Here is a 24,926-nt window from a genome sequence, read left to right on the forward strand (position 1 = left end):
TGGTGTAGGATTTCGTTCTTTTCGTTTAGATAACACTGACTATCCTGCCATGACCCAACCCGGACAATCCGCCCGCTCCTCCAGCACCTACGACTGGTCTGCCACCCGGCTCGGCGATCCCGGACAATGGCCATGGCCCTTGCGCATGGCCGCCGACCTGCTGTTCAACCTGCCGCTGCCGGCGCTGCTGGTGTGGGGCCGCGACATGACGGTGGTCTTCAATGAATCCTACGCGGCGCTGGCCGGCCCCGGCTACGGCAAGCTCCCGGGCGGCAATGTGCCGCCGGTGCTGCCACCGCCGCTCGCCGTCGCCGGCGCGGAACTCGAGCGCGCCTGGAACGGCGAAGCCGCCATCGCCGCCGCGCGCAGCTTCGGCTTTGCCGGCGCCGCCGGCGGAACGGAGCTCACGCAGGACCTGCACTTCACGCCGCTGCGCGCGGCCGACGGCAGCGTCGCCGGCGCACTGTGCGTGCTGGCCCCGGCCACCGGCGGCGCCGGCCCGGCCGGGGAAGCGGCCGCCGGTCCACTGCGCATCCTCGTGGTCGAAGACAATGTCGACTCCCAATACCTGGTCTGCGAGATGCTGCGCGCCTTCGGCCACCATGCCGACGGCGTCGGCCACCCGGACGATGCGCTGAGCCGCCTGGCCGCCGGTCCCTACGACGTGCTGTTCACCGACGTCAGCCTGCCCGGCATGTCGGGCGTCGAGCTGGCGCGCAAGGCGGTGGGCGAGGCCCCGGCCATGCAGGTGATCTTCGCATCCGGCTATGGCGATACGCTGCTGCGCCACGTCGAATTCCCCTACCTGTCTCTGCAAAAACCCTACGAACTCGACCAGCTTCAGGCGGCGCTCGACAAGGTGGCCGGCCAGAAGCAGGCGCGTGCCTGAAGCGGGCAACGGTGTGTATCAAACCGGCTCCGCTGGGCTAGAATCCATGTACGGCTTGCCAAGTACGCAGGGCGGGACCGTCCGCGCCTCCCGCGCGGCAGGCCCTTGCGCACGTCCACAGCCACGGAACATGATTCAAACCGCTTCTACCTGCAGCACCCCCAGACCCTCCGCGCCAGCCTGGCCCGGCGCCGCGACGGCACAGGAGCGGCGATGAGCGACGAGCTGAGCCAGGCCAGGGAAGCGCTGCGCCGCGCCAACGAGCGCATGGAAAACATGCTCGAAAGCCTGACCGACGGCTTCTGCGCCGTCGACAAGGAATGGCGCATCACCTATATCAACGGCCGTGCGCTCGAGATGCTGTCGCCGGTACAGAAGGCCCGCAGCGAGCTGATCGGCCGCGACCTGTGGGATACCTTCCCCGAACTGCGCGGCAGCGCACTCGAAACCATCTACCGGAATGCCATGGAGCGCCATGCATCGGCGATCCATGAATTCTTCTATCCGGCGCTGCGCCACTGGTTCGAGGTGCGCGCCCTGCCCTCGGCCGAGGGCCTGACCCTGTACTTCCAGGACATCGACCGCCGCAAGGCCGACCAGCAGGCCCTCCTGCTCGGCAACAGCCGCCTGCAGGTGGCGCTGGCCGCCGGCGGCCTGGGCGACTGGCGCTGGGATGCCGCCAGCGACCGCCTGGTGCTGGGCGACCGCGCCGCCGCCATCTTCGGCCTGCCCGCCGAAACCCCGCTGGCCTGGACCGAGCTGCGCGCCCGCCTCGACCCGAACGACCGCGAAGCCGTGCGGCGCGCGGTGCTGCAGGCCTTTGCCGGCCAGAGCGAAGTCGACCTCGAATGCCGCCTGCTGGGCGAAGGCGGCGAGACCCGCTGGGTGACGCTGGTCGGACGCGCGGACTATGCCGAGCCGAACCGCCGCGGCGGCGTGCTGGGCATGACCGGCGTGGTGCAGGACATCAGCGCGCGCAAGAGCGCCGAAGATACCCTGCGCCAAAGCGAGGAAGTGCTGCGCGCGCTGGCCAACACGATCCCGCAGCTGGCCTGGATGGCCCAGGCCGACGGCGCCATCGTCTGGTTCAACGAGCGCTGGTTCGACTACACCGGCACCACGCCCGACCAGGTGGTCGGCTGGGGCTGGCAATCGACCTGCGAGCCGACCGTACTGCCGCTGGTGCTGGAACGTTGGCAAGCCAGCGTGCGCAGCGGCGACCCCTTCGAGATGGAGTACCCGATCCGCGGCGCGGACGGCAAGTACCGCTGGTTCCTGACCCGCGTGAATCCGGTGCGCGACCGCCACGGGCGGGTGGTGCGCTGGTTCGGCACGAATACCGACGTCGACGAGGTCAAACGCGCCGAGCAGGCCTTGCGCGACGAGTCGCACGTGCTGGAGCTGCTGAACAGCACCGGCAGCGCCCTCGCCTCCACGCGCGAGCTGCATTCGCTGCTGCAGGCCGCCACCGACGCCGCTACCGGCATCGCCGGCGCCCGTCACGGCGCCTTCCTGTACCACGGACGCGACGGCGCGGACGGCAAGATGTTCTCGCTGTACACCGTGTCGGGCGCCAGCACCGCCGAATTCGAACCCTTCGGCGAGACCGGGCCGAACGCCCTGTTCGGGCCGGGCGTGGCGGCGCCGGGCCATGCCTTGCAGGACGTCTTGCGCGCCGACGACATCGCCAGGGATCCGCGCTTTGCCGGCCACTCGCCGTTCGGCGTGCGCGCCGGCACGCCCGCCGGCCACCCGCCGGTGCGCAGTTACCTGGCGGTGCCGGTGATCGCGCATTCGGGCGAAGTGCTGGGCACCATGTTCTTCGGCCACCCGGAGCCCGGCGTGTTCACCGAGCGTACCGAGCGCATCGTGCGCGGCATCGCCGCCCAGGCCGCGGTCGCGATCGACAACGCGCGCCTGTACGAAGCGGCCCAGCGCGCCGCCGAGGAGCGCAAGGTGCTGCTCGAAAACGAAAGGCTGGCGCGCCTGGATGCCGAGCGCACCAGCCAGATGAAGGACGAGTTCCTGGCCACCCTGTCGCACGAGCTGCGCACCCCCCTGTCCGCGATTCTCGGCTGGGCCCAGGTGCTGCGCCGCGGCGGCCGCGACCAGAACGACCTGGCCAAGGGCCTGCAGACGATCGAGCGCAACGCCCGCGCCCAGGCCCAGCTGATCGAGGATTTGCTGGACATGAGCCGCATCACTTCCGGCAAGGTACTGCTCGACATGCAGGTAGTGGCCCCGGCCGCCTTCATCGACGCCGCCGTCGAGACCGTGCGTCCGGGGGCCGACGCCAAGAACATCCGCATCGAGAAGCATTACGCGCTCGACCCCGGGATGATTGCCGGCGACCCGGCGCGCCTGCAGCAGGTGGTGTGGAATCTGCTGTCGAACGCCATCAAGTTCACGCCGCGCGACGGCCTGATCGAAGTGCTGCTGACGCGCAACGAAGCCAATGTGGTCATTACCGTGCGCGACAACGGCGCCGGCATCAAGCCCGAGTTCATTACCCACGTGTTCGAGCGCTTCCGCCAGGCCGACGCCTCGATGACGCGCCGCCACGGCGGCCTGGGCCTGGGCCTTGCGATCGTCAAGCAGCTGATCGAGCAGCATGGCGGCACGGTGCGCGCGGAGAGCCCCGGCGAAGGCCGCGGCGCCAGCTTCACCATCGAACTGCCGCTGGCCAAGCAGCAGCCTACGGCCAAGAGTGCGGCGCGCGCGGCCATGATCCTGCCGAACCCGAGCACGCCGGACATGACGGTGCGCAACCTCAACGGCGTGGATGCGCTGGTGGTCGACGACGACCGCGACAATCGCGAGCTGATCAACCGCATCCTGACCGATTGCGGGGCCACCGTCACCGTCGCCGCCAGCGCGCGCGAAGCTTTCGCGCGTTTCAAGGAATCGGCGCCCAACCTGCTGATCAGCGATCTCGGCATGCCCGAGGTCGACGGTTTCGAGCTGCTCGACTGGGTGCGCCACCTGCCCCGGGAGCAAGGCAGCCAGGTGCCGGCCATTGCCCTGACCGCGTTTGCGCGTTCGGAAGACCGCCTGCGCGCGCTCGAAGCGGGCTTTTCCGCGCACATCTCGAAGCCCGTCGAACCAAGCGAATTGATCGCCACCGTGGCATCGGTGGTGGGGCCGACGGCGCCCCTGGTGCACCGCGTCGCGGCGCCCGCCATGGGGCAAAACGGGGGACGCTAGCGTGCGGTTGTTGTTCCTACCCACGCACGCGGCGCTGTCCTACAAGAAATTCTTTGCTGTTTGCTAGACTAGAAAAAAGTTGTAGTAAAGGTGGGTTCGGAGTATTGTTGTCCGGGCCGTCAGCCTTGATTTGACGAGAGTACGCATGCCAAGCCGCCAAGACATCCTGAACGCAAAGATTCTGGTCGTAGACGATTCGCCCGACAATATCGAATTGATGGAAGAGATATTGAAGGAAGAAGGCTACACCGATGTCAGCTCCACGATGCTGCCGGAGCAGGTATGCCCATTGCATCGCGAACATAACTACGACCTGATCCTCCTCGACCTGCAGATGCCCGGCTTGAACGGCTTCCAGGTGATGAAGGGTCTGAAAGAAATTGAACAAGGCGGTTATCTGCCGGTATTGGCGCTGACCGCCCAGCCCAGCTTCAAGATCGCGGCCCTCGAAGCCGGCGCCCGCGACTTCATCAGCAAGCCCTTCGACCTGCTGGAAGTGCATAAGCGCATCCACAACATGCTCGAGGTTCGCCTGCTCTACAAGGAGCTGGCCCAGTACAGCCGCGCCCAGCAGGAACTGGCGCTGCACGACGCCCTCACCGGCCTGCCGAACCGCCGCCTGCTCGAAGACCGCATCGAAACCGCCCTCCAGCACGCCAGCCGCAACCACCACAAGGCGGCGGTGATGTACCTGGACCTGGACGGCTTCAAGGCGATCAACGACACCTATGGCCACGCCTACGGCGACGAAATCCTCAAAATGGTGTCGCAGCGCCTGCTGTCGAACTCGCGCAAGGAAGACACGGTGGCCCGCCTGGGCGGCGACGAATTCATCGTCCTGCTCGGCGACATCCATTGCCTGGCCGACGCCCAGGGACCGGCCGCCAAGCTGGTCGAAGCCCTGTCCGAGCCCTTCTTCATCAACGACCTGACCCTGCAGCTGTCGACCAGTATCGGCATCAGCATGTATCCGGACGACGCCGAGAACGTCACCGACCTGATCAGCATCGCCGACTACGCCCTCTACGAAGCCAAGCGCGGCGGCAAGAACCGCTTCTGCGCCAACGGCAGCGCCGCGCGCCAGGCGGCGCAGGCAGTGAAGCCGCAAGTGCCGGCGGTGACGCCGTCGCCGGCGCCGGAGCTGGCGCAGCATCGCTGACCAAATACCAGTCGCCTACCTGTAAACGTCGTCCCCGCGCAGGCGGGGACCCAAGTCTGCTTGCGCTGCTAGAACGCGTAGCGCCTTGGATCCCCGCCTCCGCGAGGATGACGATGCAAAGTCCACGGGATCATTCCAAGCCGATAAATAAAAACAGGCGCAGCCGTTTCCAGCTGCGCCCGCCTTGTTCAATGAACCGACAATCAGGCCGCGCCGGCCGTCTTGTCCCCGCCCGGTCCCAGTGCGTTGGAACCGATGGCTTGCTGGTTGTTCGCCTCGATGGCGGCGGCTCCCTGGTGGTCCGAGCTGGCGTCAACCTTCTCCGGCGCCACTTCGATGCGCGTGATGCTGGATTGGATGGACACCGGGTCGCTGGCCGGAAAAGTCATCTCGACGGCGTCGTCGATCAGGGCCTCCTTGGCCACATTGCCGCTCGGCTCGGCTTCGGCAAAAGCCATGGTGCGGATCGCACGGGCCCATTTGACGGCCTTGAGTTCAGCCAGTTCGCCGATGGTGTTGATGCCGAAGGCATCGCGCAGGGCGTTGGCCTGCTGCTCAGTCATCCCGCGCAGCGCCGTGACCGGCTGGTCTACCAGTTCGCGGAAGCATTTATCGTGGTGGGTATCATTTACGATGATTTGAATATTCATGTCTGTCCTTTCAAGTTGGCGCCTGTCGTTTTCACTATCTCACACCCGCCTGCGCCGCGTATGTGCGGCACCGAACCATGGACCATGGGGGTGCGTGCTATCATGACCAATTGCAACACTTTTTCTAGAATTATTTTGCAATGGGGTACGCTCTGCTATCCTTTGCGAAGTTTGTGAATACAATGTATTGACCCCTCTGGTAAGAGCCGTGCCGAACACCGATAAGCCGAAAATCCTCGTCGTCAACGACGATGCCGCCAGCCTGCTGGCGCTCACCAGCCTGCTCGAGCAGTGGGCCGAGGAAAGCAATTACGACGTTTTGTCGGCCCGCTCGGGGCAGGACGCGCTGCGCCAGGTGCTGCGCCACGATTTTGCCGTCATCCTGCTGGACGTGAACATGCCGGGCATGGATGGCTTCGAGACCGCGGAGGCGATCCACCAGCGCCCGCGCTCGGCGGACATTCCGATCATTTTCGTGACGGCCTTCCTGGCCGACGAGATCGACCGCCTGAAGGCCTACCAGCGCGGCGCCGCCGACTTCCTGTTCACCCCGGTCATCCCGCAGGTGCTGCGCGCCAAGGTGCAGGTGTTCGTGGCCCTGGCCACCAAGAATGAACAGCTCAAGCGCCAGGCGGAAAAGCTGTCGCAGCGCACCACCGAGCTGACCGCCACCAACAAGCGCCTGGTGCGCGAAATGGAAGAACGGCGCGCGGCCGAGCGCAAGAGCAGCGCCAAGGACGAATTCCTGGCGATGCTCGGCCATGAGCTGCGCAACCCGCTGTCGGCCATCAGCAGCGCCTCTTCGCTGCTCGGCATGCCGGGCGCCGGCGCCGAATCGATCGGGCGCGCGCGCCTGATCATCCAGCGCCAGACCCAGCACCTGTCACGCATCGTGGACGACTTGCTCGATCTGTCGCGTGCGATGTCCGGCAAGATACTGCTGTCGAAAAAACGCATCGATATCGGTCCGCTGGTGTCGAGCTGCCTGGACACTTTTCGCGCCACCGGGCGCACAGCCGGCTACCAGCTGAGCAGCCGGATGAACGCCGGCTGGGTCGACGGCGACCCGACCCGCCTGGAGCAAGTCGCCACCAACCTGATCGATAACGCGCTGAAATACACCCCCAGCGGCGGCGACATCGAGATCGCCGTCGATACCCTTGGCGAGGAAGTGGTGCTGACCGTGCGCGACTCCGGCGTCGGCATTGCCCCCGAACTGTTGCCGCAGGTGTTCGACGTGTTCGTGCAGGGTTCGATCTCGATCGACCGCTCGCAGGGCGGACTGGGCATCGGCCTGTCGCTGGTGCGGCGCCTGGTCGAGCTGCACGGCGGCAGCGTCAGCGCCACCAGCGCCGGCAGCGGCGGCGGTTCGACCTTCGAGATCCGCCTGCCGCGCACCGAGCCGGCCGTGGTCCAGGAAACGCCGGGCGGCGCCGTCACCGTGTCCGCCAGGCCGACCGTGCTGCTGGTCGAAGACAACGACGATGGCCGCGAGATGATGGCGACCATGCTCGCTTCCTATGGGTATCCGGTGCTCCAGGCGCGCGATGGCCTGGAGGGTGTGAAACTGGCCTCCGCCGAGCTGCCCGCCGTCGCCCTGGTCGACATCGGCCTGCCCGGCATCGACGGCTACGAAGTCGCACGCCGGCTGCGCCAGCATCCCGGCACTGCCGACATCCGCCTGATCGCCCTGACCGGCTACGGCCTGGCCGAAGACCAGCGCCGCGTGCTGGACGCAGGTTTCGACCTACACCTGGTCAAGCCGGTCGACCTGGCGACCTTGCTGGCGCGCCTGGCCGAGCCGGCCGAACCGGCACCGAAGGCAGCCAGCCCGGCCAACGCCTGATCGAAACCCTGATTACAGGGTCGACAGGATTTCCTGCTTGCGCTGCGCCATTTCCTGGCCCAGCGCTTTCATGTCCAGGCCGCTTTTCCTGGCCTTCGGGAACATCTCCTCTTCCTCTTCCTTGACGTGGTGCTCGATTTCTTCGCCGAGCACCTTGACCTTGGCGTCGTACAGGTCTTCGTCCGGGTCCATTTCCTGCAGCTGCTGGATCAGGTCCTTTGCGGCCTGGTGCTCGACCACCGCCTCGTCCATCATGTCGTCGGCGTCCTTGACCTCCGCGCGCACGGCCGGATAAAAGATTTCTTCCTCGATCTGGGTGTGGGCAATCAGCGACTTGCAGATCTTTTCGACCAGCTTCTGCTTGCTGGCCTTGGCGCGGTCGCCCAGCTCTTCGAACTGCTTGAACATGTCCGAGACTTCGCGGTGGTCGGCTTTCAGCAGGGCGATCGCATCCTGGCCGCTGATGTTTGCAGCGTGGATGGCGGCGTTTTTCGCGGCGTTAGCGGAAGTTGCATTCGACTTGGTGCTCATGGTATTCCCCTCGTGATTGGATGGCTGCGCTTGTAGCAGTGGCATCAGCTTGGCCCAAGCGTCACTTGCCGACTGTACGGAAACACACATTTCCATTTCCTGCGCGCCGCCTGGAGCCAAGCTGTTGTATCATTTTGGGAAACATTATTTGGTTGCTTTCATGAAAGCCTCGCTACCCCAAGCACCTTCACCCAATCAGGATGGCGACCCGGCCGCGCGCGTCGCGGAAATCACCGAACTGCTCGGCCACCTCACCACCTGCTGGGACGAGGAGCGGCGCCTGCTGGCGCGGCGCCTGCATGACAGCCTGGGTTCGTCGATGACGGCGCTGACCATGCACCTGGGCCTGTTGTCATCGCACCTGAAGGAACAGCCCCAGCGCGACCGCGCCGCGCAGATGAGGCAGCTGCTGAACAACATCATCGAAACCAACCGCAAGATGCAGCTGGCGCTGTGGAACGACAAGCTCGAATTCCTGGGCCCGAAGGCCGCGATCGCCGAGCTGGTCGCCGAATGGGGCCAGGAGCACGGAATCAAAGCGCGCGCCAGCCTGCCGGACGAAGAACCGGAATACTCGCGCGCCCAAGGCGTGGCCCTGCTGCGCGTCGCCGAGGAAGGCCTGCGCAACGTGGCCGCCCATGCACAGGCCAGCGAGGTCCAGGTGATCCTGGACGACGATGGCGACCAGGCGATGCTGACCGTGCGCGACAATGGCGTCGGGACCGGGGCGGATGCTGGCAGTTCGCTGAGCTGCCATGGCCTGCGGCTGCTGCGCGAGCGGGCCAGGCTGCTGGGCGGGTCGATTACGATCGGCCCGGGGCCGGAGGGTGGGACGGCGTTGACTTTGATACTGCCGAAGCAATAGGTTCGTCGTGCCAGGCATGGCCCGACCCGACTTCCCGCGAATTAACCGCCGTCATTCCCGCGCAGGCGGGAATCCAAGTTTTTCGAACCGCAACGAACTTGGGTTCCCGCCTGCGCGGGAAAGACGGTTGAACTCAGTGCAGCTTCACCAAAGGCGTCGTCCGCCGGATCAAGAACCGCGCCAAGGCCAGCACCCCGGTCCGCATCGACCCCAGAATCGCCTGGTGGTGCATCAGGTGCAGGCTCAAGTACATGATGCGCGCCAGGAAGCCCTCGACGAACCAGCTCGCGCGTAGCGAGCCCATCAGGTTGCCGACCGTGGTCTGGTGCCCGATCGACACCAGCGAGCCGTAATCCTTGTAGACATACGGGTCCTTCGGCGGCGCATGCCCCGCGTCCATACTCATGAAGGTCTTGAACAGATAATCGGCCTGCTGGTGCGCGGCCTGGGCGCGCGGCGGGACCGGCTTGCCGCCGCCGTCGATGCAGGCGGCGCAGTCGCCCAGCGCATACACGCCATCCACGCCCTTTACGCGCAGGCGGTCGTCGACTTCGATCGCCCCGCCTTTATTGGTCGGCAAGCCCAGCGAGGCCAGGAATTCCGGCGCGCGGATGCCCGCGGCCCACACGCAGATATCGGACGGATACACATTGCCTTCCTTGTCGATCACCTGGTGGGCGTCGATCTGCGTGACGCGGCAATCGGTGACGACGCGGATCGCGCGTTCGTCGAGCAGGCGCGCGGCCGAGGCGGAGACCTTTTCCGGCAGCGGCGCCAGGATGCGCGGCGCGCCCTCCAGCAAGGTGATGCGCACGTCGCGCTGGACCTGCAGGCGGTTGAAGCCGTAGGCGGCATAGACGCCCGATGCTTCGCGCAGCTCGGCGGCCAGTTCGACGCCGGTCGCGCCGCCGCCGATGATCACGATGTCGAGGCCCGTAGCGGGGCTGTTCGGCTTCAGGCCCGCATCGCTTACGGCGGCCGGGTTCGCCGTCAGGGTCGCTGCCGCGGTGGCGGCCCTTGCGTCCCCGCCCTTGGCTTCGGCGGCGCGCGCGAGAAGGCGCAGCAGGCGCAGGCGGAAGCGCTCGGCGTCTTCGGTGGCGTTCAGGGAAATCGTGTGTTCGCGCGCGCCGGGCACGCCGAAATAATTCGAGGTGCTGCCGACGGCAATCACCAGGGAACGGAAGGAAATCGTGCGCGCGGGGAAGATCTCTTCGCCATCGCTGGCGGCCTTGACGGCGCCCACGCCGATGGACTTGCCGGCGTGATCGAGCGCCGTCATGGCGCCGTAGACGAAGGTGAAGCCGCGGTCGTGGGCCAGCATCTGGTAGGACAGGCCCTCCTGGTGGATGTCCAGGGTGCCGGCCGCCACCTCGTGCAGCGAGGGCTTCCAGACATGGTAGAGCCGGCTGTCCACCAGCATCACTTTGGACGGGCCCAGCTTGCGGCCCAGTTTGCAGGCGAGCTCCAGTCCGCCTGCCCCGCCTCCGACGATCACAATCTCGCTATGCAAAACTGCCTCCCTCGTAGCGCCCGAATTGTCGGGCTAACAAGGCCAGTTTACTACGAGGGCGGAAAGGCCGCTGGCGGGGCATATTGACGGCTCGGGCGGCTTGGCAATCGTGGGCACGGTGTGCCCACCCTACTAGGACTCAGTCGTGACCGCGGCCGTGGCCATTGCCGTGGCCATTGCCGTGGCCATTGCCGTGGCCTTCGCCATGACCGCGTCCGTGCCCCTCGTCACGGCCGCGGCCGTGTTCTTCCCAGCGGCCGCCGTGGTCGCGGCCGCGGTCATGGCCGCGGTCGCGGTCGCGGTATTCGACGCGCTCGACCACGCGCACCTCCGGACGGCGATAGCCGCCGCCGTGGTAATGCTCGCGGTAGCGCGGCACATAGGTGTTGGTATACCAGTCGTCGCGCACGAACAGGACCGGACGGCCGCAGGCGTTGTAGCGGCCGCAGAACCTCGACCAGTGCTTGCGGTGGCCCGGCGGCACCCGCAGGTAGATCGGCTCGGCCGCGTAGTACGGATCCTGGCGGATGATCACCGGCTGCGGCGCGTACAGCACCGGCCGCGGTGCGAAGTCGCCGATGTCGACACGCCCATAGAAGCCGGGCTGGCCGACGCTGATGCTGACATTGGTCTGGGCCAGGGCCGGGAATGCTGCTGCGCAGAGCGCGGCGCCGAAGATGATCGATTTCATGGGCTTCTCTCCATATCAGTATGTGGCGAGTTTACCAAAGGGAAAGTAGCATTCCGTTCGCTGCAACACATAATTACATCCGTTACCGATACAATGCCGGCTTTCCGTTTCTCAATCTTGAAGGCAGAACGATGTTTATGAGATATGTTCCCCTGGCAGCCGCCCTCCTCGCCGCCGGCGCCGCCCAGGCGCAGGTCGGCATCACCGCGGACCTCGGCACCACCGGCGCAGGCTTTCACCTCGTGGTCCCGATGGAGTCCTACCTGAACGGCCGCTTTGGCGCCAACTATTTCAAGCACGACTTCGACCGCCGTACCGACCAGGTCAATTACGCGATCAAGGGCAAACTGCAGACCTTCGACATCCTGTTCGACTGGTATGTGCGCGAAGGCAGCCCCTTCCACCTGACCGGCGGCCTGGTCTACAACGGCAACCGCTTCGACGCCACCGCCCAGGGCGACCAGCTGGGCCAGCTGACCCTGAACGGCCATAGCTATTACGCGCCCGACATCGGCATCGTGAAGGGCCACGTCGATTACCGCAAGGCCGCGCCCTACCTGGGCATCGGCTGGGGCAATGCGCTGAAGAGCCAGGGCCGTTGGAGCTTCAACGCCGACCTCGGCGCCTTCTTCCAGGGCAATCCGAACGTGACGCTGGGCGGTTATGGCTGCACGATCTCGAAGCAGCTCTGCGACGTGATCGCCAATGACATCGCCGCCGAAGGCCTGCGCCTGAAGGACGACATCGACAGCTTCAAGGTCTATCCGGTGCTACGCGCCAGCCTGAACTACAGCTTTTGATTTATCCGGCATTCGGCGCTAGGATGTCTGCATGGAGGGGATCATGCATAATCATGCGCTGCGCTGGAGCCTGGTGCTCCTGGTCTGCCTGATGGCGGTGGCCTGCCAGGACCGGCGCGAGCCGGTCAAGCCGACCGTCGACCTGTCCGGCGGCGCCGTCACCGTATCCTGACGCCGCGGGCCTCCGCGGTCTCGCCCGCCGCCTTCGATGGCGGCGCGGTACACTGTCGCCTTTCCACCCTTATTTTCACCTCTTACAAGACCGCCCGCCCATGTCGTTCGCTTCGCTCGGCCTGATCGACCAGATCGTCCGTACCCTGTCCGCCCTTTCCTACACCACGCCGACGCCGGTCCAGTCGCAGGCGATTCCCGCCGTGCTGGAAGGCCGCGACGTCATGGCCGCCGCCCAGACGGGCACCGGCAAGACCGCCGGCTTCGCCCTGCCGCTGCTGCAGCGCCTGGTCACGGATGGCATGCAGGTGAACAGCAACTCGGCGCGCGCCCTGGTGCTGGTGCCGACCCGCGAGCTGGCCGAGCAGGTACACCAGAGCGTGCGCGCCTACGGCGAAGGGCTGCCGCTGCGCACCATGGTGGCCTACGGCGGCGTCAGCATCAATCCGCAGATGATGCGCCTGCGCAAGGGCGTCGACGTGCTGGTGGCCACGCCCGGCCGCCTGCTCGACCTGCAGCGCCAGAACGCGCTGCGCCTGAACCAGGTGCAGACCCTGGTGCTGGACGAGGCCGACCGCATGCTCGATCTCGGCTTCTCGCGCGACATCGACCAGCTGCTGGCCCTGCTGCCGAAGCGCCGCCAGACCCTGCTGTTCTCGGCCACCTTCTCCGATCCGATCCGCGCGCTCGCCACGAAACTGCTGCGCGACCCGGTCAGCATCGACGCCAGCCCGCGCAACACGACGGTGAAAGCAATCCGCCAGTGGATCGTCCCGGTCGACAAGAAGAGGAAGCCCGAGCTGTTCCTGCACTTGCTGAAGCGCCACGCCTGGCCGCAGGCGCTGGCCTTCGTCAAGACCCGCAAGGGCGTCGACCAGCTGGTCGAGCTGCTGGACGCGAAAGGCATCTCGGCCGACTCGATCCACGGCGACAAGCCGCAGCCCGCGCGCCTGCGCGCGCTGGACCGCTTCAAGGCCGGCGAGGTACGGATCCTGGTGGCGACCGACGTCGCCGCGCGCGGCCTCGACATCGACGAGCTGCCGGTGGTGGTGAACGTGGACTTGCCGATCGTCGCCGAGGATTACGTGCACCGCAGCGGCCGCACGGGCCGCGCCGGCGCCTCGGGCGAGGCGGTGTCGCTGGTCTGCGCCGACGAGGTGCAGCAGCTGGCGGCGATCGAAGCCCTGACCGGCCAGACGCTCGAGCGCAAGGAAGAACCGGGCTTCTCGCCCGACCACCGGGTGCCGGAAACGAATGCCGGCGGCCAGATCGTCAAGAAGCCGAAGAAACCGAAAAAGCCCAAGCACGGGGCTTCTTCGGCCAAGGGCGAGGCGCCGGTGGTGCAGGAAGACGTGCGCTTCAGGCGTTGAACCGATTATCCGTCGTTCCCGCGAAGGCGGGAACCCAAGTTTGCAAGCGCTTCGTTATCGTAAGCAGAACTTGGGGGATTGGTGCCAGTGGCACCAATCCGCCTTCGCGGGGACGACGACCGGATATCGCGCCTTTAATCACTGAGACCGCATCTCCGCATCGATCTTCGACTGCTTGCTGGTATCGCGCATGAACCAGCACACCGCCAGCGTGCAGGCGATCACCGCGGTCGCGTACCAGTAAAAGCCGCTCTCCATCTGCTCGGCCTTGAACCACAGCGCCAGGTACTCGGCGGTGCCGCCGAATACCGACACCGCGAAGGCGTAGGGCACGCCGACGCCGGTGGCGCGGATCGAGGCCGGGAACAGCTCGGCCTTCACCAGCGCGTTGATCGAGGTGTAGCCGGACACGATCATCCAGGCGCAGGCGATCAGGAGGAAGGCTTCCCACGGACCGCTGGCGTGGCGGATCGCGCTCAAGAGAGGCACGGTGAACATCGTGCCGAGCAGAGCGAAGCTAAGGAGCAGCGGACGGCGGCCGATACGGTCGGACAGCGCGCCGTACAGCGGCTGCAGGCACATCGCGAACAGCAGCGAGGCGGCCGAGACGGCGGTGGTCTGCGCGTCCGTCAGGCCGACCGACAGGCGCAGGAACTTCTGCATGTAGGTGGTGTAGACGTAGAAGGCCAGGGTGCCGCCCATGGTCAGGCCGACCACCAGCAGGACTTCCCGCGGATGCTGGGCCAGCTGCTTCAGGCCGCCCATCGGTTTCGACTTTTTACGCGCGGCTTCGAAGGACTGGGTTTCCGGCATGTCGTGGCGCATGCGCAGGGCCAGCAGCGCCAGGCAGGCGCCGGCGAAGAACGGGATGCGCCAGCCCCAGGCTTTCAGCTGCTCGGCGTCGAGCAGGAAGCGCTGCAGGACCAGCAGCAGGAGCAGCGCCAGCAGCTGGCCGCCGATCAGGGTCACGTACTGGAAGCTGGTGTAGAAGCCGCGGCGCTTCGAGTCCGCCATCTCCGACAGATAAGTCGCGCTGGCACCGTACTCGCCGCCCAGGCTCAGGCCCTGCAGCAGGCGCGCCAGCAGCAGGATGCAGGGCGAGAGGATGCCGGCCGTCGCATAGGTCGGCGCGCAGGCGATCAGCAGAGAGCCGAAGCACATCAGCAGCACCGAGGTCATCAGCGCTTTCTTGCGGCCGAGGCGGTCGCCGATATGGCCGAACAGGATGCCGCCGATCGGGCGCACGAAAAAGCCGAGGGCGAAGATGCCGGCGGTGGACATCATCTGCGCGGTCGGGTCCTGCTTCGGGAAGAACGAACCCGCAAAATACAGTGCGAAGGCCGAGTAGCAGTAGAAGTCGAACCACTCGACCAGGTTGCCGGCGGAGCCGACGAAGATCGCGCGCAGGCGCTTGCCGGAGATGCGCTCGGCGGCGCCGGCGCGGCCGTCGAGGGCCGGTTTTGTTGTGACGGTGTTCATTGTTGTCTCCTTTTCCAAGGGCTCCACTATCGCGGCCGACGGGCCGGCGCGCATCCGCAATCTCGGCGCGCCCTGCTCCGTAAAACTACGGAGAGCGGTTCTCAAGCGCCGCCGCAGCTGTTATCGTCTGCCGATGTTCATCACACATCATTGGCGCAAGCTGCTGGGCGCCGCGCTCGCGCTGGTCCTGATCGCGGCCGCCGGGAGCCTGGCCGAGCAGCGCGAGCTGCAATCCCGCACCGAGGCCCTGCGCCAGGCCGCCGCGGCGAATGCGCTGGGCTTGCGCGGCATCGTCGAGAAGCACAACTTCCTGCCGCATGCCGCCGCCCGCCACCCGGACGTGCGGCAGCTGCTGCGCACGCCGCTTGATGCGGCCCTGCGGGCGCGCGTCAACGGCTACTTTGCCGACCTGCAGTCGACCACCGGCGCCGCCGCGCTCTACCTGGTCGACCGGGAGGGCCTGACCCTGGCCGCCAGCAACTGGAACCTGCCGTCCAGCTTCGTCGGCCAGTCCTACCGCCAGCGGCCCTATTTCGAAGACGCCCTGCAGGGCCGGCGCGGCCTGTTCTACGGCCTCGGCCTCACCACCGGCCAATCCGGCCTGTTCATTGCGGACCCCGTGCGCGTGCAGGGCGCGATCGCCGGCGTGATGGTGGTCAAGATCAGCCTCGAGCCGCTGCAGGCGGCCTGGATGCGCGGGCCCGATCCGGTGCTGCTGCGCGACAGCCGCGGGATCGTGTTCCTGAGCGCCGTGCCGGCCTGGCTGTTCCACGCCACCCGGCCCGTCTCCGCCGCCGATGCCCGCTGGGTGGCCGAGCACGGCCAGTACGGCAGCCGCAGGCGTTTCGAGCGCCTGCCATGGCGGATCGAGCCGCGCAGCGACACGCCGGGCTATGTCGTGCGGACGGACGTGGATGGGCGCCGCATGAAGCTGCTCGCGCTGGACACGCCCTTGCCGGAACTGGGCTGGACCCTGACCGTCACCACCGACATGCAGGAGGTGCTGCAGGCGCGCCAGGCCGCGCTCGCGCTCAGCGCGCTGGCGGTGGCGCTGCTGCTGCTCGGGGTGCTGTACTGGCGCCTGCGCGAAAAGCGCTTCGTCGAACAACGCACGGCGCGCCTCGAACTGGAGCACCGGGTCGAGGAACGCACCCGCGACCTGCAGGAGGCCCACGCCTTCCGCAAGGCGATGGAAGACTCGCTGCTGGTGGGCATGCGGGCGCGCGACCCGGAAGGGAAGATCATCTACGTGAATCCGGCCCTGTGCGCGATGGTCGGCTACAGCGCCGAGGAACTGCTGGGCCGCCGCCCGCCCTACCCCTACTGGCACCCGGATGACCTCGAAAAGCAGGCGCGCGAAAGCGACGACGCCCTGCAGGGACGGGCCGCGCCGCACGGCTTCGAATCGCGGATCCGCCACAAGGACGGGCACGACGTCATCACCATGGTCTACGCGGCGCCGCTGGTCGACGCCCAGGGCGTGCACCGCGGCTGGATGAGCTCCGTGGTCGACATCACGGCCCAGAAGCAGGCCGAGGCCCGCCAGCGCGACCAGGAACTGCGCCTGCAGCGCAGCGCGCGCCTCGCCAGCGTCGGCGAAATGGCGTCCACGCTGGCGCACGAACTGAACCAGCCGCTGATGGCGCTATCGAATTTCGCGGTCGCGGCGCGGGCGCTGGCCGCGCGCGGCGCGGCCGACATGCTGCCCGGCGCGCTGGACGGGATCGTCGAGCAATCGAAGCGCGCCAGCGAAATCGTCAAGCGGGTGCGCGCCTTCATCAACCCGCAGCGGGCGCACTACGAAACCCTGAGCATGGACAGCGTCGCCACCCATGTCGAGACGCTGCTGAAACCCGAACTGCAAGCGCACGGCGTCACGCTGCGCCTGATGCTGGAAGGCGCGGACCTGCCGTTGCGCGGCGACCGGGTGCTGCTCGAGCAGGTGCTCGTCAACCTGATCCACAATGCCATGCACGCGATGCAGGACCAGGCCGGGCGGCGCGTCATCGAACTAAGCACCGGGCGCGTCGAGGAGGGATTGCGCGTCACCGTCGCCGACCAGGGGCCAGGCATTCCACCCGAACAGCTCGAGCAGGTGTTCGCGCCCTTCTTCACCACCCGCGCCGACGGCCTGGGCCTCGGGCTGAACATCTGCCGCACCATCGTCGAAGCCCATGGCGGCTTCATGAGCGTCGAAAATCGGGATCGAGGCGGCGCGGCCTTTTCCTTCACGCTGCCTGCCGTATCATGAACACCATGAAAGACCTGCCACTGACCCTGTACGTCGTCGACGACGATGAAGCCCTGCGCCGTTCCCTGCTCCTGCTGCTGTTTTCGCAGGGCCTGGCGGTGCAGGCCTTCGGCTCCGGCGAAGCCTTCCTCGAAGCCGTCGACATGCGCCAGCCCGGCTGCGTGATCCTCGATCTGCGTTTGCAGGGCATGAGCGGCCTGGCCGTGTTCGAGCGCCTGCTGGCCGAGCACAGCCCGCTGGTGACCCTGTTCCTGTCCGCGCACGGCGACATCCCGACCGCACTGGAATCGGTGCGGCGCGGCGCCTGGGACTGGGTCGAAAAACCGGACACCCAGCAGCTGCTCGACAAGCTGCCCGCCGCCATCGCCCAGGCCAGAGCCCGCGCGCAGGCGCTAAAGCTGTGGGCCGAACTGACGCCGCGCGAGCGCGAAGTGGCGCGCCTGGTGGGACTCGGGCAGCCGAACAAGGAGATCGCGCGCATCCTGGTGCCGCCCTGCGGCCCGCGCTCGGTGGAGACCCACCGCGCCAACATCTTCAGCAAGCTGCAGTGCGCCAACGACAATGAGCTGGGCCGCTGGCTGGCGGCCCATCCCTGGCTGGATTAAGCGGCGCTCACGAAAGCGCTGATGAGCCGGTTGAACGACGCAGGATGCGTGACGTTCATGCCGTGCGAGGCGCCGGCGATGCTCTGCTTTTCCGCCTGCGGGATCCACGCCGCCAGCCGGTCGACGTTGTTGCGGTACATGCGCGGGCTGCGTTCGCCCGCGATCAGCAGGGTCGGGCATTGCACGCCGGCCGCATCGCTGCGGGTGTAGGCGGGCAAGGGATCGCGGAACTGCTTGGGCAGCGTGGCCGCATTGTCGGCCGCCATGGTGCGGAACTGCGGCGAGCTGCGGCGCCAGATCCCGGGCATGCTGACCGAGTCCACGAACATCTCCAGGCCCGCCTCGATCTCGCCTTGCGCAATGAGGTCGGCGACGTCCGCGCGCAGGCGCTCGGTGGCGGGCGGCAGCGCCGCCGGCGGCGTGCCCTCGATCTGCAGCGGACCGCCCGGATCGGCCAGCGTCAGGGTCTTGACCAGCTGCGGATACTGGCGCGCCAGGTGGAAGGCGACGCAGCCGCCGCGCGAATGGCCCACCAGGTGCACGGGGCCGAGGTCCATCGCCGCGATGAAGCCGGCGAGTTGGTCGGCGTGCGCCTGCCAGCCGAAGTCGCCCTGCGCGGACGCATCCCCGGCCGGCCAGTAGTGGCTGAGGCTCACCGCAATGCACTTGAACTGCCTGGCCAGAACGGCGGTCTGGCTGTTCCAGTAGCGGTAATCGCACAGCGAGCCGTGCACGAACAGCAGCGGTTCGCCGGCGCCGGTGGCGACATGGGGCATGTGGATGTTGACGCGTGCGTTCATGGTCTTGCTCCTTTGACGCTACTATGCCCGATACACGAAACTAAGAAAATCGCATAATATTGATCGTACCTATTCGATTATCTGATACCAAATGAAAGCACTCGACCTGGACGTGCTGGCCATGATCGTCGCGGTGGCCGACACCGGCAACATCAGCCGCGCGGCGGAAGTCGTGCACCGCTCGCAGTCGGCGGTGAGCATGCAGATCAAGACCCTCGAGACGGCGCTCGGCAAGCCGCTGTTCGTGCGCAAGCCGCGCAGCGTCACGCCGACCCAGGACGGCGAGGTGTTGCTGAGCTTCGCGCGGCGCATGCTGGCCCTGCGCGACGAGGCCTGGGCCGCGGTGGTGCGGCCGGACATCACCGGCCGCGTCGTGATCGGCGTGCCCGACGACTACGCCTCGTCCCTGCTGCCGGGGATCCTGAAGAAGTTTTCCGCGACCTACCCGAAGGTCGAGATCCAGGTGGTCGGCCTGCCCAGCGTGGCGCTGGCGCCGATGGTGAAGGACGGCACGGTGGACCTGGTGTGCGCCACGCGGGTGAAAGGGCTGAGCGGGGAATTCGTCCGCTTCGAGCCGATGGTGTGGGCGGCGAATCCCAGCGCCCAGGGGATCTGGAAGGAGCGGCCGCTGCCGATCGCGGTCTTCCTGCCCGGCAGCGTGGCGCGGGAAAATGCGATCCGCAGCCTGGAGCGGGCGAAGATTCCTTACCGGACCTCCTACGAGAGCCCCAGCCTCATGGGCCTGCTCAGCATGGTCGAGGCGGGGCTGGCGGTGGCGCCGCTGGCGCGTTGCGCCGTGCCCGGCCATCTGAGTTTGCTCGGTCAGGCCCAGGGTTTGCCGGACATCGACCCGCTGGAAGTCATCCTGGCGCGCAGCAGCAAGTCGAAGCGGCCGCCTTGCGATTTCCTGGCCGAGAAAATCATGTCGGAACTTCGGCGCTAAGAGCGCGTAACAAAGGCCTCATGGCGGCGTTGCATCGGCTCGCCGTACTAACGTACTGTCTTCGCCGATGCGCCTTGCCCTGAAGCCTTTGTTACGCGCTCTAGATCGGCTATCCTATCGACCTTGTCATCCAGCAAGTTTAAGTCATGCAAATCTTCGGAATCGGCCTCCACATCCTCGTCGCCATCTTCTTCGCGATCCACGTCGTGCGTACCGGACGCGAGATGTACTGGCTGCTGGTGCTCTTCCTGTTCCCGCTGCTGGGCAGCATCGTCTATTTCTTCGCCGTCTTCCTGCCGGCCTCGCGCTTCGACCAGTCCGCGGCCAAGGCCGGCCGGGCGCTGCAGGCCACGCTGGACCCGGGCCGCGAAGTGCGCGACGCCCAGCGCGCCTTCGAGCTGACCCCGACCGCGCACAACCAGATGCGCCTCGCGAAGGCCCTGCTGGAAACCGGCCAGGCCGCGAAGGCCGCCGAACAATACGAAGCCTGCCTGCAGGGACCGTTCGCGCGCGACGCCGAGCTGCGCCTGGGCGCGGCGCGCGCCCGCCTGGCCAGCGGCAGCGCGGCCGGCGCCATCGCGCTGCTGGAACTGCTTACCGCCGAGCAGCCGGGCTTCCGCCCCGAACAGACCGGCATCCTGCTCGGCCAGGCCTACGCCGCGGCCGGGCGCCAGGACGAAGCCGGCTCGCAGTTCGCCGCCGCGGCCCACCGCTCCGGCAGCCTGGAAGCGCGCGCCGAACTGGCCATCTGGGCGCTCGCCAACGGCAAGCCGCACATCGCCGAACCGGAACTGCAGGAGATCGAGCGCACCCGCAAGCACATGCCGGGGCATTCGCGCAAACTGAATGCGGACCTGTTCAGGCGCGTCGATGCGGCGCGGGCGCAGGCGCGCTGAAGCCGGGCGCCGCTCAGCGCAAGTTCAGCCAGAACTTGCGCACCCCCTCGTCCTCGTCCAGCGGCCCGACCGTAAAGCCCAGTTTCTTCACCAGCCCGATCACCGGCGCGTTCTGCGGCAGCGCTTCGCCGACGATCTCGCGGGTGCCGCGCGCGCGGCAGTAGGCGATCAGCTTGTCCATCAGCATGCGGCCCAGGCCCTTGCCCTTCAGGTCCGAGCGCACCGTCACCGCGAACTCCGCGCTGATGTTGTCCGGGTCCGCCACCACCCTGCCCACCCCCAGCGTCTCGTCATGGCCGTCCGGTCCCGGGCGGATGGCGACGAAGGCCATTTCGCGGTCGTAGTCGATCTGCGTGAAGCGCGCCAGCTGGGCCGGCTGCAGCTCGCGCACGCGCACGAACATGCGGTAGCGGACGTCGTCGGGCGTCAGCGCATTGAAGAAGGCGACGTGGGCCGGGCCGTCCTCGGGGCGGATCGGGCGCAGCAGCACGGTGCCCTCGGCCCAGGGAAGGACTTCTTCCAGCTCGGCCGGATAGGGACGGATCGCCAGCCGGTCCAGCGTGGAACCTGAGCGGTCGGCCATCGCAATGCGCATGCGCGCATCCAGCACCACGGCGCCGCGGCTGTCGGCCAGCAGCGGGTTGATGTCCAGTTCGACGATCTCCGGCACGTCGGCCACGAGGCGCGAGACCTGCACCAGCACCGCCTCGATCGCGTCCATGTCGGCCTTCGGGTGGTTGCGGTAGCCCTCGAGCAGGCGCGCGACGCGGGTGCGCGCCACCAGTTCCCGGGCCAGCACCGTGTTCAGCGGCGGCAGCGCCACCGCGTGGTCGCCTGCCGCCTCCACCGCCAGTCCTCCCTGGCCGAACAGGATCACCGGCCCGAAGACGGGATCGGTGGCGGCGCCGGCGATCAGTTCGTGGGCTTCGGGATTCCTCGCCATGGCCTGGACGATGAAGCCTTCCAGGCGCGCGTTCGGCCGCAGCTCGGCCAGGCGGCGGCGCATGCGCTCGGCCGCCGCCAGCACCGCTTCCGCGCTGTCGAGGTCCAGCGTGACGCCGCCGACGTCGCTCTTTTGCGCCACGTCCGGCGACAGGATCTTCACCGCCACCGGATAGCCGATCTCGCCGGCCGCGCGCACCGCCTCCTCGGGTGTGGCGGCGGCGCGGGTCGGCACCACCGGGATGCCGTAGGCTTCGAGGATGGCCTTGGTGTCCGGGTCGGCCAGCATGTAGCGGCCCTTCGCCAGCGCCTCGCGCACCAGGCGCCGCGCTTTTTCCCGGTCAGGTTCGCCGTCGCCGACCGAGGCCGGCACCTGCATCAGCAGGTTCTGGCTTTCGCGGTAGTGCACGATCTGCAGGAAGCCGTTGACCGCGTCTTCGGGCGTGCGGTAGGCCGGCATGCCGGCTTCCGCGGCGATCGTTCTCGCTTCCAGCACCGACTGCACGCCCAGCCAGCAGCCCAGCACATTGCGCGAGGAATTCTTCGCCAGCGGCGCCACCGCGCGCGCGACGTCCGCCGGGTCGACCACCGCGTTCGGCGCGTGGATCATCAGCACCGCGTTGGCGCCGGGGTCTTGCAGCAGCACTTCGATGACGTCGTGGTAGCGCTCGGGCGGGGCGTCGCCGCGCAGGTTGAGCGGACCGTCGCCGCGCCATTCGGGCACCATGTCGCGCAGCTTGCGCACCGTCTCGTCCTGCAGCACCGCCGGATGGCCGCCGCCGTATTGAAGGGCGTCCAGCGCCAGCACCACCGGCCCGGCGCCGTTGCCGAGGATGGCGAGGCGCTCGCCGTACAGGGGCTTGGCGCGCGCCAGGGTCTCGACCGCGGCGAACAGCTGCTCGGTGGTATACACGCGCAGCATGCCGGCGCGCCGGATCGCGGCGTCGTAGACGTCGTCCGGGGTGGCCAGCACGCCGGACAGGCAGGCGCCCGCCGCCGCCGCTTCCAGCGAACGCCCGGCCTTCAGCACCAGCGTCGGCTTGCTGCGCGCCGCCGCGCGGGCCGCCGACATGAACTTGCGCGCATAGCGCAGGCTTTCGATGTGCAGCAGGATGGCGCTGGTGCCGCCGTCGCTGGCCAGGTAGTCGAGCACGTCGCCGAAATCCACGTCCGCCGATTCGCCCAGCGACACGAAGCTGGAAAAGCCGATCCCGCGCGTGCGCGCCCAGTCCAGCACCCCGGTCATCAGCGCGCCCGATTCCGACACGAAGGCGATCCGTCCCGGCGTGGCGCCCCCGGCGGCGATGCTGGCGTTCAGCCCGATGCCGGGCGCCAGCAGGCCGGCGCTGTTGGCGCCGAGGATGCGCAGCAAATACGGGTTGGCCGCGTCCAGCATCGCCTGCTTCAGGCTGCGCCCGCGCGCATCGCGGCCGGTGGCGACGCCGGCGCTCATCACGATGGCGGCGCGGGTGCCCAGTTCGCCGAGCGCGCGCACGATGCCGGGCACGGTCTGCGGCGGGGTGCAGATGATCGCGAGTTCCGGCGCCGCCGGCAGGCTGGCGACGTCGGGCCAGGCGCGCAGGCCGCCGATGCTGTCGTACTTCGGGTTGACCGGATACACCTGGCCCTTGAATCCGCCCTCGCGCAGGTTGCGCAGCATGGTGGCGCCGACGCTGCCCGGGCGCTCGGTGGCGCCGACCAGGGCCACGGATCCGGGTGCGAACAGCTGGCGCAGGTTACGGACGCTCATGCCGGGCTCCCCCAGCCGTGCAAGCCGATGCTGTCGAATTGGCTACACTGGTCCCAAGAGCAGACAAGGCACAGGACCAGGACATGACGACCGGGCAGGACCAGGAAGAAAAGAAAAGCGGCTCGCTGAAGGTGATCTACGCGGCCATCGTCGCCAACCTCGGCATCGCGGTCAGCAAATTCATCGTCGCCGCCATCACGGGCAGCGCCGCCATGATGGCCGAGGGCATCCACTCGGCGGTGGACACCGGCAACGAATTGCTGCTGCTCGTCGGCGAGCGAAACAGCGCCAAGCCGGCCGACGCCAAGCATCCTTTCGGCTACGGCAAGGAGCTGTATTTCTGGGCCCTGATCGTGGCCCTGTCGATCTTTTCGCTGGGCGGCGGGCTGTCGATCTACCACGGCATCGACGCGCTGCGCCATCCGGAGCCGCTGCAGGACCCGACCTGGAACTACGTGGTGCTGGGCGTCTCGGCGCTGTTCGAGGGCTATAGCTGGAACGTGTCGCGCAAGGCCCTGAACAAGCTGAGAAAACCCGGCGCCTCGCTGTGGCAGGCGGTCCATGCGAGCAAGGACGCCACCGTGTTCACCGTCTTCATCGAGGATAGCGCGGCCCTGATCGGCCTCGCGATCGCGGCGCTCGGCATCGTCCTCGGCCACTTCTTCGACAACCCTTACTTCGACCCGGCGGCCTCGGTGCTGATCGGCCTGCTGCTGGTGGGCGCCGCCTTCACGCTGGCGCGCGAGACCGGCGGGCTGCTGGTCGGCGAGAGCATCGGCGTCGAGGCCACGCGCAAGGTGCGCGACCTGTTCGAGAAGGACCCTGCCATCGACAGCATCGCCAGCCTGCAAAGCATGCAGCTGGGCCCCGACGAGGCGCTGCTGACGGCGGCCGTGCAGTTCCGGCGCGGCATGCGCATCGACGAAGTCGAGGATGCCATCGAGCGGCTGGAAAAGGCGGTGATGGCGCTCTACCCCTCGATCAAGCATATCTATTTCGAATCGGGCGCGCTGCGCTCGGCGATGGCCTGACGGTGCCGCTGGACTCATCTTGTATGCCTCCGTGGACGATGGCGCTGCTTGGAATAATGCTATCACGGCCATGGCCGCGCCACGCCAGCCGGCTTGTCACGCGTGCTAGAATGAAGACGTGAAATCCATGTTCCGATTACTCGTGGTCTGCTTCCTGATGCTGGCGCTGCCCTTCCAGGCATTCGCTTCGGCAAGCATGCTGCCGCGCGTCGTGGACGCATCGCTGGCTGCGCACGCAATGCCGGCCGCGGAACCGCCGCCTTGCCACCAGCAGATGGCGAAGGATCACCTAGCCAAGGCGCCGTCCGCACACGATGGCGCCGCCAGCCAGCACGACAAGGGCAAGTGCGGCACTTGCGCCGCCTGCTGCGTCGGCGCGGCGATGGCTTCCAGCATGCCTGCCACGCCGGCGCCGGCGCCGCCGTCCACCACCTCGATTCCCTTCCGCGCCGGCCATCTGCCCAGCGTCGATCCCGTCCTGCCCGAACGGCCTCCCAGCCCCCTCCTCGCCTGATACCGCGCGCCGTCCTGCCCCATGGCCGA

General features: G+C 67.5%; 21 protein-coding genes. 14 read left to right on the forward strand and 7 right to left on the reverse strand.

Annotated features, from left to right (window positions below; genetic code table 11):
- Positions 1-49 precede the first annotated feature (49 nt).
- From ACFPO9_RS03060 to ACFPO9_RS03070, 3 genes are all read left to right on the forward strand, one after another.
- Positions 50-889 (forward strand): response regulator, encoded by an 840-nt coding sequence (locus ACFPO9_RS03060; protein WP_379766864.1) that lies wholly within the window; start codon positions 50-52, stop codon positions 887-889.
- A 213-nt stretch (positions 890-1,102) separates the two neighbouring features.
- Positions 1,103-4,093 carry an ATP-binding protein gene (locus ACFPO9_RS03065; protein ID WP_379766867.1) on the forward strand — a complete coding sequence of 997 codons (2,991 nt, stop codon included), beginning with the start codon at positions 1,103-1,105 and terminating at the stop codon, positions 4,091-4,093.
- 145 nt (positions 4,094-4,238) lie between these two features.
- Complete coding sequence (locus ACFPO9_RS03070; protein WP_379766870.1) at positions 4,239-5,252, forward strand: GGDEF domain-containing response regulator; 1,014 nt, start codon at positions 4,239-4,241, stop codon at positions 5,250-5,252.
- Positions 5,253-5,455: 203 nt separating this feature from the next.
- Here the strand turns inward: ACFPO9_RS03070 and ACFPO9_RS03075 are convergent, their stop codons facing one another.
- Positions 5,456-5,902, reverse strand: coding sequence for a hypothetical protein (locus ACFPO9_RS03075; RefSeq protein ID WP_379766873.1), 447 nt, complete (start codon positions 5,900-5,902; stop codon positions 5,456-5,458).
- A 208-nt stretch (positions 5,903-6,110) separates the two neighbouring features.
- Here ACFPO9_RS03075 and ACFPO9_RS03080 point away from each other — a divergent pair, with 208 nt between their 5' ends.
- Positions 6,111-7,748 carry a response regulator gene (locus ACFPO9_RS03080; protein WP_379766876.1) on the forward strand — a complete coding sequence of 546 codons (1,638 nt, stop codon included), beginning with the start codon at positions 6,111-6,113 and terminating at the stop codon, positions 7,746-7,748.
- 12 nt (positions 7,749-7,760) lie between these two features.
- Here ACFPO9_RS03080 and ACFPO9_RS03085 read toward each other — a convergent pair whose 3' ends face one another.
- The gene (locus ACFPO9_RS03085; RefSeq protein ID WP_379766879.1) at positions 7,761-8,279 is read right to left on the reverse strand and encodes a hemerythrin domain-containing protein; all 519 of its coding nucleotides are present in this window, start codon (positions 8,277-8,279) and stop codon (positions 7,761-7,763) included.
- A gap of 160 nt (positions 8,280-8,439) precedes the next feature.
- Between ACFPO9_RS03085 and ACFPO9_RS03090 the strand changes: the two genes are divergently transcribed.
- Positions 8,440-9,144, forward strand: coding sequence for a sensor histidine kinase (locus ACFPO9_RS03090; RefSeq protein ID WP_379766882.1), 705 nt, complete (start codon positions 8,440-8,442; stop codon positions 9,142-9,144).
- 133 nt (positions 9,145-9,277) lie between these two features.
- Here the strand turns inward: ACFPO9_RS03090 and ACFPO9_RS03095 are convergent, their stop codons facing one another.
- Both ACFPO9_RS03095 and ACFPO9_RS03100 read right to left on the reverse strand, forming a co-directional pair.
- A complete protein-coding gene (locus ACFPO9_RS03095) occupies positions 9,278-10,654 on the reverse strand; it encodes an NAD(P)/FAD-dependent oxidoreductase (RefSeq protein WP_379766885.1) in 1,377 nt (458 codons plus the stop codon).
- A 139-nt stretch (positions 10,655-10,793) separates the two neighbouring features.
- Complete coding sequence (locus ACFPO9_RS03100; protein WP_379766888.1) at positions 10,794-11,345, reverse strand: hypothetical protein; 552 nt, start codon at positions 11,343-11,345, stop codon at positions 10,794-10,796.
- A 137-nt stretch (positions 11,346-11,482) separates the two neighbouring features.
- Between ACFPO9_RS03100 and ACFPO9_RS03105 the strand changes: the two genes are divergently transcribed.
- The 3 genes from ACFPO9_RS03105 (at position 11,483) to ACFPO9_RS03115 (ending at position 13,686) form a co-directional block, all read left to right on the forward strand.
- Complete coding sequence (locus ACFPO9_RS03105) at positions 11,483-12,145, forward strand: hypothetical protein (RefSeq protein WP_379766891.1); 663 nt, start codon at positions 11,483-11,485, stop codon at positions 12,143-12,145.
- A gap of 43 nt (positions 12,146-12,188) precedes the next feature.
- Positions 12,189-12,317 (forward strand): hypothetical protein, encoded by a 129-nt coding sequence (locus ACFPO9_RS03110; protein WP_379766894.1) that lies wholly within the window; start codon positions 12,189-12,191, stop codon positions 12,315-12,317.
- A gap of 100 nt (positions 12,318-12,417) precedes the next feature.
- A complete protein-coding gene (locus ACFPO9_RS03115) occupies positions 12,418-13,686 on the forward strand; it encodes a DEAD/DEAH box helicase (protein ID WP_379766897.1) in 1,269 nt (422 codons plus the stop codon).
- Positions 13,687-13,824: 138 nt separating this feature from the next.
- Here the strand turns inward: ACFPO9_RS03115 and ACFPO9_RS03120 are convergent, their stop codons facing one another.
- Positions 13,825-15,192, reverse strand: coding sequence for an MFS transporter (locus ACFPO9_RS03120; protein WP_379767591.1), 1,368 nt, complete (start codon positions 15,190-15,192; stop codon positions 13,825-13,827).
- A gap of 106 nt (positions 15,193-15,298) precedes the next feature.
- Here ACFPO9_RS03120 and ACFPO9_RS03125 point away from each other — a divergent pair, with 106 nt between their 5' ends.
- A complete protein-coding gene (locus ACFPO9_RS03125) occupies positions 15,299-17,416 on the forward strand; it encodes a sensor histidine kinase (protein WP_379766900.1) in 2,118 nt (705 codons plus the stop codon).
- Positions 17,417-17,421: 5 nt separating this feature from the next.
- Positions 17,422-18,021, forward strand: coding sequence for a response regulator transcription factor (locus ACFPO9_RS03130; protein ID WP_379766903.1), 600 nt, complete (start codon positions 17,422-17,424; stop codon positions 18,019-18,021).
- On the opposite strand, the gene ACFPO9_RS03135 is transcribed toward ACFPO9_RS03130, so the two are convergent.
- Positions 18,018-18,821 carry an alpha/beta fold hydrolase gene (locus ACFPO9_RS03135; protein WP_379766906.1) on the reverse strand — a complete coding sequence of 268 codons (804 nt, stop codon included), beginning with the start codon at positions 18,819-18,821 and terminating at the stop codon, positions 18,018-18,020. The genes ACFPO9_RS03130 and ACFPO9_RS03135 overlap by 4 nt on opposite strands.
- 91 nt (positions 18,822-18,912) lie before the next feature.
- Here ACFPO9_RS03135 and ACFPO9_RS03140 point away from each other — a divergent pair, with 91 nt between their 5' ends.
- Both ACFPO9_RS03140 and ACFPO9_RS03145 read left to right on the forward strand, forming a co-directional pair.
- Positions 18,913-19,764, forward strand: coding sequence for a LysR family transcriptional regulator (locus ACFPO9_RS03140; protein ID WP_379766909.1), 852 nt, complete (start codon positions 18,913-18,915; stop codon positions 19,762-19,764).
- A 146-nt stretch (positions 19,765-19,910) separates the two neighbouring features.
- Complete coding sequence (locus tag ACFPO9_RS03145) at positions 19,911-20,660, forward strand: PLDc N-terminal domain-containing protein (protein ID WP_379766912.1); 750 nt, start codon at positions 19,911-19,913, stop codon at positions 20,658-20,660.
- 13 nt (positions 20,661-20,673) lie between these two features.
- Here the strand turns inward: ACFPO9_RS03145 and ACFPO9_RS03150 are convergent, their stop codons facing one another.
- The gene (locus ACFPO9_RS03150) at positions 20,674-23,352 is read right to left on the reverse strand and encodes a bifunctional acetate--CoA ligase family protein/GNAT family N-acetyltransferase (RefSeq protein ID WP_379766915.1); all 2,679 of its coding nucleotides are present in this window, start codon (positions 23,350-23,352) and stop codon (positions 20,674-20,676) included.
- A gap of 83 nt (positions 23,353-23,435) precedes the next feature.
- On the opposite strand from ACFPO9_RS03150, the gene ACFPO9_RS03155 reads away from it, so the two are divergent.
- Together ACFPO9_RS03155 and ACFPO9_RS03160 are read left to right on the forward strand one after the other, a co-directional pair.
- A complete protein-coding gene (locus ACFPO9_RS03155; RefSeq protein ID WP_379766918.1) occupies positions 23,436-24,383 on the forward strand; it encodes a cation diffusion facilitator family transporter in 948 nt (315 codons plus the stop codon).
- Between the two features lie 127 nt (positions 24,384-24,510).
- Entirely contained in the window at positions 24,511-24,897 is a 387-nt protein-coding gene (locus tag ACFPO9_RS03160; RefSeq protein WP_379766921.1) for a hypothetical protein, read from the forward strand.
- Positions 24,898-24,926 lie beyond the last annotated feature (29 nt).

It is taken from the genome of Massilia aerilata, from assembly GCF_042656905.1.
GTDB classification, from domain to species: domain Bacteria; phylum Pseudomonadota; class Gammaproteobacteria; order Burkholderiales; family Burkholderiaceae_D; genus Telluria; species Telluria aerilata.

Bases quoted from the DNA above. Each gene is read 5' to 3' on its own strand.
- ACFPO9_RS03060 (WP_379766864.1), top strand. From the start codon at position 50: ATGACCCAACCCGGACAATCCGCCCGCTCCTCCAGCACCTACGACTGG.
- ACFPO9_RS03065 (WP_379766867.1), top strand. From the start codon at position 1,103: ATGAGCGACGAGCTGAGCCAGGCCAGGGAAGCGCTGCGCCGCGCCAAC.
- ACFPO9_RS03070 (WP_379766870.1), top strand. From the start codon at position 4,239: ATGCCAAGCCGCCAAGACATCCTGAACGCAAAGATTCTGGTCGTAGAC.
- ACFPO9_RS03075 (WP_379766873.1), bottom strand. From the start codon at position 5,902: ATGAATATTCAAATCATCGTAAATGATACCCACCACGATAAATGCTTC.
- ACFPO9_RS03085 (WP_379766879.1), bottom strand. From the start codon at position 8,279: ATGAGCACCAAGTCGAATGCAACTTCCGCTAACGCCGCGAAAAACGCC.
- ACFPO9_RS03090 (WP_379766882.1), top strand. From the start codon at position 8,440: ATGAAAGCCTCGCTACCCCAAGCACCTTCACCCAATCAGGATGGCGAC.
- ACFPO9_RS03100 (WP_379766888.1), bottom strand. From the start codon at position 11,345: ATGAAATCGATCATCTTCGGCGCCGCGCTCTGCGCAGCAGCATTCCCG.
- ACFPO9_RS03105 (WP_379766891.1), top strand. From the start codon at position 11,483: ATGAGATATGTTCCCCTGGCAGCCGCCCTCCTCGCCGCCGGCGCCGCC.
- ACFPO9_RS03110 (WP_379766894.1), top strand. From the start codon at position 12,189: ATGCATAATCATGCGCTGCGCTGGAGCCTGGTGCTCCTGGTCTGCCTG.
- ACFPO9_RS03115 (WP_379766897.1), top strand. From the start codon at position 12,418: ATGTCGTTCGCTTCGCTCGGCCTGATCGACCAGATCGTCCGTACCCTG.
- ACFPO9_RS03125 (WP_379766900.1), top strand. From the start codon at position 15,299: ATGTTCATCACACATCATTGGCGCAAGCTGCTGGGCGCCGCGCTCGCG.
- ACFPO9_RS03130 (WP_379766903.1), top strand. From the start codon at position 17,422: ATGAAAGACCTGCCACTGACCCTGTACGTCGTCGACGACGATGAAGCC.
- ACFPO9_RS03135 (WP_379766906.1), bottom strand. From the start codon at position 18,821: ATGAACGCACGCGTCAACATCCACATGCCCCATGTCGCCACCGGCGCC.
- ACFPO9_RS03140 (WP_379766909.1), top strand. From the start codon at position 18,913: ATGAAAGCACTCGACCTGGACGTGCTGGCCATGATCGTCGCGGTGGCC.
- ACFPO9_RS03145 (WP_379766912.1), top strand. From the start codon at position 19,911: ATGCAAATCTTCGGAATCGGCCTCCACATCCTCGTCGCCATCTTCTTC.
- ACFPO9_RS03150 (WP_379766915.1), bottom strand. From the start codon at position 23,352: ATGAGCGTCCGTAACCTGCGCCAGCTGTTCGCACCCGGATCCGTGGCC.
- ACFPO9_RS03155 (WP_379766918.1), top strand. From the start codon at position 23,436: ATGACGACCGGGCAGGACCAGGAAGAAAAGAAAAGCGGCTCGCTGAAG.
- ACFPO9_RS03160 (WP_379766921.1), top strand. From the start codon at position 24,511: ATGTTCCGATTACTCGTGGTCTGCTTCCTGATGCTGGCGCTGCCCTTC.